The sequence below is a fragment of the Caulobacter endophyticus genome (genome assembly GCF_003116815.1).
Lineage (GTDB): Bacteria > Pseudomonadota > Alphaproteobacteria > Caulobacterales > Caulobacteraceae > Caulobacter > Caulobacter endophyticus.
The window spans coordinates 1-13,642 of the sequence record NZ_QDKQ01000074.1; the positions used below are offsets into that span (position 1 = coordinate 1).

The 13,642-nt window shown below is 67.7% G+C and carries 9 protein-coding genes; 5 read left to right on the forward strand and 4 right to left on the reverse strand.

The window, feature by feature from the left end; genetic code table 11:
* Window positions 1–171 precede the first annotated feature (171 nt).
* The gene (locus tag DDF67_RS22770) at window positions 172–1,584 is read left to right on the forward strand and encodes a helix-turn-helix domain-containing protein (RefSeq protein ID WP_109455071.1); all 1,413 of its coding nucleotides are present in this window, start codon (window positions 172–174) and stop codon (window positions 1,582–1,584) included.
* 53 nt (window positions 1,585–1,637) lie between these two features.
* Here DDF67_RS22770 and DDF67_RS22775 read toward each other — a convergent pair whose 3' ends face one another.
* The 4 genes from DDF67_RS22775 to DDF67_RS22790 all read right to left on the reverse strand — a co-directional run bounded on the left by DDF67_RS22775 (window position 1,638) and on the right by DDF67_RS22790 (window position 5,571).
* Window positions 1,638–3,308 (reverse strand): MFS transporter, encoded by a 1,671-nt coding sequence (locus DDF67_RS22775; RefSeq protein ID WP_109455072.1) that lies wholly within the window; start codon window positions 3,306–3,308, stop codon window positions 1,638–1,640.
* A gap of 181 nt (window positions 3,309–3,489) precedes the next feature.
* A complete protein-coding gene (locus tag DDF67_RS22780; protein ID WP_332888341.1) occupies window positions 3,490–3,630 on the reverse strand; it encodes a gamma-glutamylcyclotransferase family protein in 141 nt (46 codons plus the stop codon).
* Between the two features lie 28 nt (window positions 3,631–3,658).
* Window positions 3,659–4,366, reverse strand: a complete 708-nt coding sequence (locus DDF67_RS22785) for an alpha/beta fold hydrolase (protein ID WP_109455074.1) — start codon at window positions 4,364–4,366, stop codon at window positions 3,659–3,661.
* Entirely contained in the window at window positions 4,363–5,571 is a 1,209-nt protein-coding gene (locus DDF67_RS22790; RefSeq protein ID WP_109455075.1) for an MFS transporter, read from the reverse strand. The genes DDF67_RS22785 and DDF67_RS22790 overlap by 4 nt, the downstream gene beginning before the upstream one ends.
* Window positions 5,572–5,646: 75 nt before the next feature.
* Here DDF67_RS22790 and DDF67_RS22795 point away from each other — a divergent pair, with 75 nt between their 5' ends.
* The 4 genes from DDF67_RS22795 to galA all read left to right on the forward strand — a co-directional run bounded on the left by DDF67_RS22795 (window position 5,647) and on the right by galA (window position 13,552).
* Window positions 5,647–6,531, forward strand: a complete 885-nt coding sequence (locus tag DDF67_RS22795) for a LysR family transcriptional regulator (RefSeq protein ID WP_109455076.1) — start codon at window positions 5,647–5,649, stop codon at window positions 6,529–6,531.
* Between the two features lie 88 nt (window positions 6,532–6,619).
* Complete coding sequence (locus DDF67_RS22800) at window positions 6,620–7,981, forward strand: glycoside hydrolase family 53 protein (RefSeq protein ID WP_109455077.1); 1,362 nt, start codon at window positions 6,620–6,622, stop codon at window positions 7,979–7,981.
* A 205-nt stretch (window positions 7,982–8,186) separates the two neighbouring features.
* Complete coding sequence (locus DDF67_RS22805) at window positions 8,187–10,907, forward strand: TonB-dependent receptor (protein ID WP_109455078.1); 2,721 nt, start codon at window positions 8,187–8,189, stop codon at window positions 10,905–10,907.
* Window positions 10,908–11,038: 131 nt separating this feature from the next.
* Complete coding sequence (galA, locus tag DDF67_RS22810) at window positions 11,039–13,552, forward strand: beta-galactosidase GalA (protein WP_109455079.1); 2,514 nt, start codon at window positions 11,039–11,041, stop codon at window positions 13,550–13,552.
* The last annotated feature ends 90 nt before the right edge of the window (window positions 13,553–13,642 follow it).

Consider the following 13,642-nt stretch of genomic DNA (forward strand, 5'->3'; position numbering starts at 1 on the left):
GATCCGGCGGCGTTCGAGTTCTTCGAGAATGTGCTGCAAGGAAGACTCCAGCCCGATGTGCGAACGTCGCAAAGAGCGTTTTTTGCGTGGTGTCGGCCGTTCTTCTCAAGGGAATTGAGGTTTTGGCGAGAGCTTGCGAAATTGCATTTTGTGAAATAGCAAAGTTGCGAAATGGGAGAGAAGCTGTTCATCGGGCCGCGCCTGCGGCTGCTGCGCCAGTCCAGGGGCTGGAAGCTGGAGGCCTGCGCCGCCCAGCTGGGCCTGTCGGCCAGCTACCTGTCGCAGATCGAGGCCAACCAGCGGCCGGTCACCGCCCGGGTGCTGATCGACGTCATGCGGGTGTTCGAGGTGGACGCCGCCTCGCTGGACGCCGCCGACGACCAGCGGCTGATCGCCGATCTGCGCGAGGCGACGGCGGACGCGCCCGTCGGCGGACCAATGGGGAGCGATCCGCCAGCCCTGTCGGAGATCAAGGCGGCGGTGGCCAACACGCCCAATCTCGCCAAGGCGTACCTCGATCTGCACCGCGCCTATCGCCGCCTCGACGAGCGGCTGAAGGCGACCGAGGAGGCGGTCTCGCTGGACGAGCGCGGGGCGGCCAGCGCGCTGTTGCCCTATGAAGAGGTCCGCGACTTCTTCCACTACAAGAACAACTACATCCATAGCCTCGACGTCGCCGCGGAGACCCTTGCGACCGAGATCGGCGGGGGCGGCGAGCGGGCGCTGGAGGCGTATCTGGCCGATCGCCTGGGCGTGCGGGTGGTGCGCGGCGACGAGCCCGACCTGCTGCGCCACTGGGACGCCGCCAGCCGGACGGTGACCATCGGCGCGGCCCATCCGGAGGCGACGCGCAGCTTCCAACTGGCCTATCAGATCGCCGCGCTCACCTTGCCCGACATCGTCGAGGCCGAGCTGTCGGCGGCGGGCTTTCGCAGCGACAGCGCCGCCAAGGTCTGCCGTACAGGTCTGCTGAACTACGCCGCCGGCGCGCTCGTCTTGCCCTACGAGCGGTTCCGCGAGGCGGCGCGGGCGGCGCGGCACGATATCGAGCGCCTGGCGCTCTCGTTCCAGACCAGCCTGGAGCAGGTGTTCCATCGCCTGTCGACACTGCAGCGGCCGGGCGCGCGGGGCGTGCCTTTCTACTTCGTGCGACTGGACCGGGCCGGCAACATCACCAAGCGCCACAGCGCCACGCGCCTGCAGTTCGCCCGCTTTGGCGGGGCCTGCCCGCTGTGGAACGTCCACGACGCCTTTGCGCGGCCCGACGCCTGGCTGGTGCAACTGGCGCAGATGCCCGACGCCGTCCGCTATGTCTGCATCGCCCGCGGGGTGGTGAAGCCTTCGGGCGCCTATCGCCAGGCCGAGCGGCGCTACGCCCTGGGCCTGGGCTGCGAGGCGGCTTACGCCGACCAGCTGGTCTATGCTGACGGACTGGACCTTGCGGGGCCGTCGGCGCCGATCGGGGTCAGCTGCCGGATCTGCGAGCGGGACGACTGCTCCCAGCGCGCCTTCCCGCCGGTGGACCGGGCCTTCGAGGTGTTCGAGGACGACCGCCGCTGGGTGCCCTTCTCGCTTAGGCCCTGAAACGAAGAAGGGGGCGCTCGCGGCGCCCCCTTCGGGAAGTTCGTCGAAGCCGATCAGGCCTCGATGTCGACGTCCTTGGTTTCCTTCAGGAACAGCATGCCGATGATCGCCGTCACGGCGGCCACCACGATCGGATACCAGAGGCCGTAGTAGATGTTGCCCGTGGCCGCGACCATGGCGAAGGCCGTGGTCGGCAGGAAGCCGCCGAACCAGCCGTTGCCGATATGGTAGGGCAGGCTCATCGAGGTGTAGCGGATGTTGGTGGGGAACAGCTCGACCAGCATGGCCGCCACCGGGCCGTAGACCATGGTCACGTAGATCACCAGCAGGGTCAGGACGAAGATCACCAGCGGCTTGTTGATCTTGGCCGGGTCGGCCTTCTCGGGATAGCCGGCGGTCTTCAGGGCTTCGCCGAGCTTGGCCTCCCAGGCCTTCTTCTCGACGGCGAACTGTTCCTTCGACAGGGTCTCGCCACGGAACGAGGGCAGGGTGGTCTCGCCGATGCGGACCTCGGCCACCTCGCCGGCGGCGACCGGCTGGTTCTCGTAGCTGACGCCGGCCTTGGCCAGGTACGACTTGGCAAGATCGCAGGAGGTGTTGAACACCGTCTTGCCGACGGGGTCGAACTGGAACGAGCAGTCGGCCGGATCGGCGATCACCGTGACCGGGGCCGAGGCCGTGGCGGCGGCCAGTTGCGGGTTGGCCGCGGCGGTGAGGGTTTTGAACAGCGGGAAGTAGGTGAGGGCGGCCAGCGCACAGCCCAGCATGATGATCGGCTTGCGGCCGATCTTGTCCGACAGCCAGCCGCAGACCACGAAGAACGGCGTGCCGATCAGCAGGGCGATGGCCACGAGGGTGTTGGCCGTGGCGCCGTCGACCTTGAGCATCTTCTCGATGAAGAACAGGGCGTAGAACTGACCGGTGTACCAGACCACGGCCTGGCCGGCGGTCAGGCCCACCAGGGCCAGGATGACGATCTTCAGGTTGCCCCAGCGGGCGAAGCTGTCCTTCAGGGGCTGCTTGGAGCCCTTGCCTTCGTCGACCATCTTCTGGAACGACGGGCTTTCGGAAAGTTGCAGGCGGATCCACAGCGACACGCCGAGCAGGGCGATCGAGATCAGGAACGGAATGCGCCAGCCGAAAGCCTGGAAGGCGTCCTCGCCGACGGTCGAGCGGGTGGCCAGGATCACCACCAGGCTCAGGAACAGGCCGAAGGTCGCGGTGATCTGGATGAAGCTGGTGTAGAAGCCGCGCCGTCCGTGCGGTGCGTGCTCGGCGACATAGGTCGCCGCGCCGCCGTACTCGCCGCCCAGCGCCAGGCCCTGGATCAGGCGCATCAGGACGAGCGCTATGGGCGCGGCGACGCCGATCTGCTCGTAGCTGGGCAGCAGGCCGACGACGAAGGTCGACAGGCCCATCAGCAGCATGGTGACGAGGAAGGTGTTCTTGCGGCCCCAGAGGTCGCCCAGGCGCCCGAACACCAATGCCCCGAACGGCCGCACCGCGAATCCTGCGGCGAAGGCCAGCAGGGCGAAGATGTAGCCCGTGGTCTCGTTCACGCCCGAGAAGAAGTGGTGGGTGATGTAGGTGGCCAGGGAGCCGTACAGGTAGAAGTCGTACCACTCGAAGACCGTGCCCACCGACGCCGCGCCGATGACCAATGCGTCCTTGCGCTGAACGGTCTCTCCGTTCTTGGCGCCTGACGTCGCTACGGCGTCAGCCATACTCGTATCCTCCTCGAAAAGCGTCGCCGCTTCGCGCGGCTGATCGTTGCGGGGATGATGGCAGGCGCCTCGCGGCTTCCGTAAAGGGGAACTTTCGTGGAACGTGGGGCTGCGAACGACGATTTTCGGGGATTGGCCGGGTCGGTGCTGCCACCGGTGGCATGACGAACCCGCCAGGAGGTCAGGCCAGGGCGTAGATCCAGGCCTCGAACGGACCAGCCCCGGTTTCGACCGTGACGCTTACCCTGCGGTAGCCGGCGCCCTCGAAGGCGTCCAGACGCGGCCAGTGCGTTTCCAAGGCTTCGCTTTCCAGCACCTGCACCGCGATCGCTTCGTCTTGCGAGACGTCGTCATCTGGAGGCCTCCGTCAGCCAGGCGCGCAGCAGGGCGGTGGTTTCCTCGGGGCGCTCCATGGCCGGCAGGTGGCCGCAGTCTTCGAAGACGTGCAGCCGCGAGCCGGGGATGGCGGCATGGATCGCCTGAGACTCGGCCGGCGGGGTCAGTTGGTCGCTGTCGCCGACCGCCACCAGGGTCGGGATCGTGATCGACGGCAGCAGCGGGAAGGAGTCCGGCCGGCCGAGGATGGCGCGCTGCTGGCGCAGGAAGGCCGGGCCGCCGACGCGCGCGGCCATGGCCTTGACCTCGGCGCCCAGCGGCTCGTCCAGGCGCGAGACGTGGAGGAGTTGGGGCAGCATGCGCTGGGTGACCCCCAGGAAGCGGCCGACTTCCAGCGCTGCCATGGCGCGGCGGCGGCTCTCGGCGCGGGCGGGCGTGTCGGGGGCGGCGCTGGTGGCCAGCAGGGCCAGGCGCTCCACGCGGTGCGGCGCCTGGCGCAGGATCTCGAAGGCGACGTAGCCGCCCATGGACAGGCCGGCCAGGGCGAAGGTCGGCGGCGCGGCCGCGAGCACGCGCTGGGCCATGGCCGTGACGCTGTCGTCCAAGGTCAGGTCGGCGATGATCGGCTCGGCGATATCGGCGAGGCCGTCGGCCTGGTCGCGCCACAGGCGGGCGTCGCATAGCAGGCCGGGCAGGAAGACAAGGGCTTGGCGGTCGGTCATGACGGGTCTTCCGAGGGAATGCGCAGGGCCAGGACGACGCCGGCCAGGGCGAGCATGGCGGTGAAGCCGGCGACGGCGGGCCAGGCCCCATGGCGCCAGAACCAGCCGCCGACCGCGCCGGCCAGGCTGGAGCCGGCATAGTAGAACAGCAGGTACAACGCCGCCGACTGGCCCTTGGCCGGACCGGCCAGCCGCCCGACCCAGCCGCTGGCCACCGCGTGGGCGATGAAGAAGCCGGTGGTCACAAGGGCGATGCCGGCGATGACGCTGACGAGGCTGGTCGGCAGGGTCAGGGCGATCCCAGCTAGCATGACGGCGAGGCCGGTCAGCAGCAGTCGGCGGCGGCCGTCGCGCTCGGCCAGGCGTCCGGCGGTCGAGGATGACCATACCCCGAAGGCGTAGACCAGGAAGATCAGGCCGACCTGGGTCTGGCTAAGATGATAGGGCGCGCCTTCCAGCCGGAATTCGACGTAGTTGAACAAGGCCACGAACACGCCGGTCAGGCAGAAGCCGAGGGTAAACAGCGCCAGCAGGCCGGGCCGCCGCCAGGCCTCGTTCCAGGTACGCAGGCGGTCGGACAGCCGCTCGGGCGCGGGCGCACGGACATGGCGGGGCTTGGGCAGCAGGGCGAAGAAGGCTAGGGCGGCCACCAGGTCGATGACCCCGATGGCGGCCATGGCCATGCGCCAGTCGAAGCTCGCCAGCAGCAGGCCCATGCCGACCCGCCCGGCCATGCCGCCAAAGGCGGTGCCGGCGACGTAGAGGCCCATTGCCGCGGCCAGGTCAGAGGCTTGCGTCTCCTCGGCCAGATAGGTCATGGCCACGGCGGGCACGCCGCCCAGCAGCAGGCCCTCGGCGGCGCGGGCGAGGAGCAGCAGCGGCCAGGTCGGGGCCAGGGCGGCCGCCATGTTGCAGGCCGCCGCCAGCACCATCGAGCCGAACATCAGGGTCTTGAGGTTCAACCGCTGGGCCGCGCCCCCGGCCAAGAGGATGGCGACGGCGAGCGTCGCGGTGCTCAGCGAGAGGGCCAGGGCGCTATGGGCGGGCGACAGCTCGAAGGTGTGCGCGAAGGTCGGCAGCAGCGGCTGCACGCAGTAGAGCAGGCTGAAGGTCGAGAAGCCGCCGAGGAACAGGGCCAGCGACATCCGGCGCAGGCGGCCGGCGTCCCGGGCGGGAGAAGCGGCGAGGATGGCGGCGGCGGTCATGGGGTTGATCTAGAACTCCGCCCTCCGACAGTCCAATATATGGCGATCGGATTTTCGATAGCTTTTGGAGATGACGTGGAACTGCGTCACATCCGCTACTTCCTGGCCGTGGCCGAGGAGGGGCATTTCACGCGGGCCGCCGCCCGGATCGGCATCGGCCAGCCGCCGCTGAGCCAGCAGATCAAGGATCTGGAGGCCGAGCTCGGCGTGACCCTGTTCAGGCGGCTGCCGACCGGGGCGCAATTGACCGAGGCGGGCAGGGCGTTCCAAGCCGCTGTCCGCAATATGCCAGACCAGGCCAAGCTGGCGGCCCTGCAGGCCCAGAAGGCGGCGCGAGGCGAGAGCGGCTCGCTGCGTCTGGGCTTCACCGGCTCGGCTGTGCTGAACCGCGCGGTCCAGGCCTCGGTGCGGGCCTATCGCCGACGCTATCCGGACGTGGAGCTGTCGCTGACCGAGACCAACAGCACCCATCTGGCGGCCGAGGTCGCCGAGGGGGCGCTGGACGCGGCCTTCCTCCGCCCGGGAGCGGTCGAGCTGGAGGGCCTGCGGATCCACGACCTGGACGGCGAGGAGATGGTCGCGGTGCTGCCGGTCTCGCATCCGGCGGCGGCCGGCGAGGCGGTGGACCTGCACGACCTGCGGGCCGAGGCGTTCATCCTGACGCCGCGGGGCCTGGGACCCACGGTCTATGACGCGGCCGTCGAGGCCTGTCGCCGCAGCGGCTTCGAACCGACCTTAGGCCAGCCGGCGCCGCAGATGCTGTCGCTGGTGGCGCTGGTCGCGGCCGAGCTGGGAGTGTCGATCGTGCCGGTGTCGATGGCCCGGCTGGCGCTGGACGGGGTGGTCTTCCGCCCCATCGCCGGGAGAACGCCGATCGCGCAACTCAGCCTAGTGACTGGGAAAACGCCGTCACCCGCCCTGCAAAACTTTGTCAGGATCGCGCTCGGTTCCGAGGGTTGATTTGTAATATCAATACGAAGATATTCCGCGCCGAAATCCCGGCCGGGCCTTCATCGTGGCCGGGGAACACAGAACGGGAGCATTCGCCATGTCGGGACATCTTCGGAAGCTGGGCTTGGGTCTAATCGCCGGCCTGATGGCCTCCACCGCCGCGGTCGCTGCTGAACCGAAGACCTATCTCGGCGTCGACATCTCCTACGCCAACGAGATGGACGATTGCGGCGCGGTCTACCGCTCGGGCGACAAGACCGTCGAGCAGTACCAGTTCTTCAAGGACGCCGGCTCGAACATCGCCCGCATCCGTCTGTGGAACGACCCGCAGTGGACGAACTATTCGAACATCGCCGACGTCACCAAGAGCATCAAGCGCGCCAAGGCCGCCGGTCTGCAGGTGCTGCTCGACTTCCACTATTCGGACGACTGGGCCGACGGTGAGAAGCAGCTGGCTCCCAAGGCCTGGGAAAAGCTGTCGACGCCGGAACAGGCCAAGGCCCTCTACGCCTTCACCTACGACACCCTGACCAAGCTGGACGCCCAGGGCCTGATGCCCGACCTGGTGCAGGTGGGCAACGAGACCAACGGCGAGATCGTCTCGAGCCTGGCCAAGGCCAAGGACCCGATCAACTGGGAGCGCAACGCGCTGCTGTTCAACGCCGGCATCAAGGCCGTGCGTGACGCCGGCGCCAAGGGCTCGAAGAACCCGCGGGTGATGCTGCACATCGCCCAGCCCGACACGGTCGAGGACTGGTTCGCGGCCGCGGCCAAGGCCGGCGTCACCGACTACGACATGATCGGCATCAGCTACTACAGCAAGTGGTCCAAGCGCTCGATGGCCCAACTGGGCGAGTCCATCAACCGCCTGCGCCACACCTATGCGGCCGACGTGGTGGTGGTCGAGACGTCCTATCCCTTCACCACCGAGGGCGCCGACAGCTCGCCCAATCTGCTGGGCGAGGATTCCCTGATCCCCGGCTATCCGGCCACTCAGGAAGGCCAGAAGAAGTACCTGATCGACCTGACCCAGCTGGTCTTCGCCAGCGGCGGCACGGGCGTCTTCTACTGGGAGCCGTCCTGGGTCTCGACCAAGTGCAAGACGCGCTGGGGCACGGGCTCGAACTGGGAGAACTCGACCCTGTTCGACTTCAGGGGGCAGCCGGTCCAGGGGATCAAGTGGCTGTCCTCGACCTACGTCATGCCCGTCGAGACGACCTTCAAGGTGACGGCGGGCGACAAGCCGGCGGCCTTCATCGACGGCGACTTCCTGGGCGGGGTGGGTCCGCGCCCGATGGTTCGCGAAGGCGCCGATTTCGTCTATCGCACGCGCCTGATGCCGGGCGCCTCGGTGACCGTCGCCACCGCTCCGACGGCGGAAGCGGTGGAGGCGGCTTCGGCTGTTACCGCGACCATCTCGACCAAGCCCAGCGCCGTGCGGTTGCCCGCCCAGCCCTGACGGCTTGTCAGATGTGATTGATATGATAAATAGCACTGGCGCGCCGGTCCGCAGAGCCGGCGCGTCAGCGTCCGTCAGAGACGTGGTTTCCTTCGGCGCGGACCGTCGCGCCCCACTGATCCGGCCGTTGGACGCCGGTCCTCTCCGCAAAACCAGAAGACAGCCACGCCCGCAGAAGGCGTCGCGTCCTAATTGGGGGAACTAGATGACCCGACAATCCATGCTGCTCGCCGCCGCCAGCGGTCTGAGCCTGCTCGCCGTTTCGTCCGCCGCCTGGGCGCAGGACGCGGCTCCCGCTTCCGACACCCAGGTCGAGGAAGTCGTCGTCACCGGCGTGCGCAAGAGCCTGCGCGACGCTCTGGGCGTCAAGCAAGGCTCCGACAAGGTGGTCGAGGCGATCTCGGCCAAGGACATCGGCCAACTGCCCGACGTGACGATCGCCGAGTCGATCGCCCGCCTTCCCGGCGTGAACGCCACCCGCGACCGCGGCAACGACAGCCAGGCGGTGGTCCGCGGCCTGGGCGCCCGCCTTGTGCTGGGCACCATCAACAACCGTGAAGTCGCCTCGTCCGAGCCCGACCGCAACGTCCGCTGGGAAGTCTATCCCTCGGAAGTCGTTCAGGGCGTGCAGGTCTACAAGTCGCAGTCGGCCGACCTGATCGCCGGCGGCGTCGCGGCCACCATCAACATCCAGACGATCGACCCGCTGGACTACCGCGGCCCGTCGGTCGTGCTGCGCGCCGGCCCCGTCTATTATGACGGCGGCAAGGACATTCCGAACTACGGCCAGACCGGCTACCGCGCCAGCGGCTCGTTCGTGCACAAGTTCAACGACGACCTTGCCATGGTGCTGGGTCTGACCTCGCAGAAGCAGAAGAACGGCTACGTGTCGTTCCAAGGCTGGGGCTGGAACGATTCCAACATCCGCACTCCCGTCGGCGCCAGCGACTCCAGCGGCGACCTGAACAACGACGGCGTGGCCGACGCCACTCCGTGGGGCCTGCAACTGGAGGTCAAGAAGCTCGAGCAGAAGCGTGACGGCGTCTCTACTGGCCTGCAGTGGAAGCCGACCGACAGCTTCGAGCTGAAGTTCGACGCCCTCTACTCGAACATCAAGATCCGCGAAGACCAGGATCAGGCCGTCTACGCCCGCAACCGCGGCAACTGGGGCAACGGCAACCAGTGGGACTACACCCAGGCTCCTGGCGCCTCCTATATCCTGGTCAACAACGCCGTGGTCGCCGCGACCCTGCCAGGCGCGAGCCTGACCTCGATCCTGGCGCGCTACACCGAGGACAAGACCCTGTTCGCCACCGGCCTGAACGGCAAGTGGAACAAGGACCAGTGGACCATCGTCGGCGACCTCTCGTACTCGAAGGCCGAGCGCGAGAACAACTGGCGCGCCGTCCGCATGGACGCCTCGCCGGTCACGCCGTTCGTGCTGAGCTATGACGTTCGCGCCGGCCGCAAGCCGACCGTGACCACGAACCAAGACACCCTGTCGATGGCTCAGACCTCGTGGAACGGCAAGGCCAGCGACAACGGCGGCCAGAACGACGGTCTGGAGCATCTGAACGACGAACTCGTCGCCGGCGCGCTGGACTTCACCCGCGACCTGCAGGGCACGTTCAAGAGCCTGCAATTCGGCTTCCGCGTGTCGGACCGCACCAAGGACCACAGCCAGGGCCAGTGGTTCGTCTGCGCCAACCCGGGCAACCTGAGCAACATCTACGACCCGTCGGTGCAGGACCAGTGGGGCAACTGCCAGCAGTCCAAGGTCGTGCCGACCAACCTGCTCAGCTCGTACACGGTCGGGGGCTTCAACGTTCCGGGCGTCATCACCGGCGATCTGGACGCCGTCGCGCGCTCGCTCTACGGCGACAACGCCTTCAACTACGCCAACGCCCGCGACAACCTGGCCCAGCGCTGGAAGGTCAACGAGAAGGTCGGCGAGGCCTACGCCAAGCTGAACTTCGCCACCGACAGCTTCGCCGGTTCGTGGCTGACGGGTAACGTCGGCGTGCGCGTGGTCACGACCAAGACCAGCAGCGACGGCTATCGTCAGGACGCCGGCGCCGACACGTTCACCGCCGTGACGGTCGACAACGACTACACCGACGTCCTGCCCTCGGCGAACGCCAAGTTCGACTTCGGCGACGGCAAGGTGGTGCGCCTGGGCCTGTCGCAGGTCGTGGCCCGTCCGCCGCTGGACGAACTGCGCGCCAGCAAGACCCTGACCACCTGGGCGCCGTACACCGGCGCGGGCGGCAACCCGGACCTGAAGCCGTTCAAGGCCGTCCAGTTCGACCTGTCGGGCGAGTGGTACTTCCGTCCTGAAGCCCTGGTGGCCCTGGCCTACTACTACAAGGACGTCGACACCTACATCGGCTGGACCCAGACGCCCGAGACCTACAACGGCACGACCTATGCCGTTGCGACCCCGGTCAACGGCGGCGGCGGTTACATCCAGGGCGTCGAGGCGACCTTCCAGACGCCGTTCTTCTTCCTCCCCTCGGGCCTGGACAAGTTCGGCATCTACTCGAACTACGCCTATGTCGACTCCGACCTGAACGAGATGACGCCGTCGACCAAGCCGCTGTCCCTGACGGGCCTTGCCAAGCACACCGCGACGGTCGACCTCTGGTACTCCAACGGTCCGATCGAAGCCCGCCTGGGCTACAAGTACCATAGCCCGATGACCGTGATTTACGGTTGGAACGGTTCGGAACTGCAGACCCTGGGCACCGAGAAGACCCTGGACTTCAGCACCTCCTACCAGGTCAACGAGATGGTGCAGGTTCGTTTCCAGGCCAACAACCTGACCAACCGCGCCATGCGCACCTATCGCGATGGCGACGAGAACCGTCTGGGCCGCTACGACATCTATGGTCGTCGCTTCCTGATGGACGTCACGGTCAAGTTCTAAGTCCGTCCATCCTTCCCCTCGCCTCGGCGAGGGGACTTCATTCCAGGACGTCATTCCTCCCCGACGATCCTTTGCTAGGGGAGGGAGCCTCGCCGCTTCCTCCCCTTTCTTTTGCTTACGAGAGGTCCCCGATGGTCGAGTTCAGCCGCCGGCAAGCCCTGGCCGCCACCGCAGGCGTCGCCGCCTTCGCCGCCGCGTCTTCCACCAACGCCGCCAAGCCCGCCGCCGCGCCCGCCCGGAAGGCGGCGCCGGTCGTCGTCGATCTTGGCCCGCGCGAACGCACCAGCCTGGACTTCGACTGGAAGTTCCACCTGGGCCACGCCCAGGATCCGGCCCGCGACTTCGGCTACGGCGCCAACCAGCGCACCTATGCCAAGGCCGGCGCCGATGCGCCGAACTGGTGGGTGGCCGCCGCCGCCCAGAAGGACTTCGACGACAGCGCCTGGACCCCGGTGACCGTGCCCCACGACTGGGCCGTGACCCTGCCGTTCGAGAACAACCCCGACTACAAGCCCAGCGGCAAGCCCGATGACGAGGACCTGCGCGCCGCCCACGGCTACAAGGCCATCGGCCGCGAGTTCCCGCAGAACAGCATCGGCTGGTACCGCAAGAAGTTCACCCTGCCGGCGGTCGAGACCGGCACGCGCTTGTCGATCGAGTTCGACGGCGTCATGCGCGACGCCGTGGTGATGGTGAACGGCTACGTCCTCGAGAGCGAGGAAAGCGGTTACGCCAGCTTCCGCGTCGACATCACCGACGTCGCCAATATCGGCGGCGAGAACCTGATCACCGTGCGCGTCGACGCCAGCCTGGGCGAAGGCTGGTTCTACGAGGGCGCGGGCATCTATCGCCACGTCTGGCTGGTGAAGACCGCCCCGGTGCACGTGCCCCAGTGGGGCGTGTTCGTGAAGGCCAAGGTCGACGGCACGCTGGAGATCGAGACCGACCTGATCAACGAAGGCGACCAGGCCGTCGAGTTCAGCCTGGTCCACACCGTGCTCGACGGCGCCGGAAAGCCGGCTCTGGCCGTGGCGCCCGCCGCCGGCCGCCTGCCGGGCTGGCAGCGCCAGTCGCTGTCGCAGACCGTGACCCTGGCCAATCCGGTGCTGTGGTCGCTGGAGAACCCGCACCTCTATACCCTGCTCACCGAGGTGAAGCTGGGCGGCGCGGTGGTCGACCGCTACGCCACGACCTTCGGCGTGCGCTCGGTGCGGTTCGACCCGAAGGAAGGCCTGTTCCTCAACGACAAGCACGTCAAGCTGCAGGGGACCTGCAACCACCAGGACCACGCCGGCGTCGGCGCTGGCATCCCCGACACCCTGCAGGTCTGGCGGATCGAGCAGCTGCAGTCGATGGGCTGCAACGCCTATCGCGCCTCGCACAACCCGGCCACGCCCGAGCTGATGGACGCCTGCGATCGCCTGGGCATGCTGTTCATCGCCGAGACCCGCCGCATGTCCAGCGATCCGACCTCGCTGGACGAGATGGAACGGCTGATCCGCCGCGACCGTAACCACCCCTGCATCATCCTATGGTCGATCGGCAACGAAGAGCCGCAGCAGGGAACGGCGCGCGGCCGCAAGGTGGCCAAGACCATGAAGCGTCTGGTCAACCGCCTGGATCCGACCCGCGGCGTCACCGCCGCCATGGACACGGGCTTCGGCGAGGGCATCACCAGCGAGCTGGACGTCATCGGCTTCAACTACCGCCACGAGAAGATGGACGACTTCCACGCCCGCTTCCCGAACCTGCCGATCATCGGCAGCGAGAGCGGCAGCACGGTCACCACGCGCGGCGAATACCTGCGCAGCGACGCCAAGAGCTACGTCCCGGCCTACGACACCGACCACCCCTGGTGGGCGACCACGGCCGAGAAGTGGTGGAGCCACGCGGCCGACCGTCCGTGGATGGCCGGCGGCTTCATCTGGACCGGCTTCGACTATCGCGGCGAGCCGACGCCCTTCAACCGCTGGCCCAGCATCAGCTCGCACTTCGGCGCGCTCGACACCTGCGGCTTCCCGAAGGACAACTATTATTACTACCGCGCCTGGTGGAAGAAGGAGCCGCTGCTGCACCTGTTCCCTCACTGGAACTGGGAGGGCCAGGAAGGCAAGCCCGTTCCGGTCTGGGTTCACAGCAACTGCGACAAGGTCGAGCTCTTCTTGAACGGCAAGAGCCAAGGCGTGCGCGAGGTGAAGGCCAACCACCACGTCGAATGGTCGGTGCCCTACGCCCCGGGCGTGATCGAGGCCCACGGCTACAAGAACGGCAAGGTGATCCTGCGCCAGCGCCGCGAGACCGCCGGTCCCGCCGCCGCCGTGCGCCTGACCACCGACCGCTCGGCGCTGGCCGCCGACGGCCAGGACGTCGGCATCCTCAAGGTCGAGGTCGTGGACGCCAAGGGCCGCGTCGTGCCCAAGGCCGAAGATCTGGTCACCTTCGCGGTGGCGGGCCCCGGCGAGGTGATCGGCGTCGGCAACGGCAACCCGACCAGTCACGAAAGCGACGTCGCCAGCCAGCGCAAGGTCTTCAACGGCCTGGCGCAGGTAATCGTCCGCACCAGGCGCGGTCAGGCCGGTGAGGTCCGGGTCCTGGCCTCTGCTCCGGGCCTCAAGTCGGCCTCGCTGGCGCTGAAGGCCGGCTAAGGGCTCCGCGCAAGATCCTTGCGCGAGGCCTGCAATTAGGGGTGGACGCTGGCCGCGAGCGCGGCAGTATCCACCCCTTCTTTCGAAAGC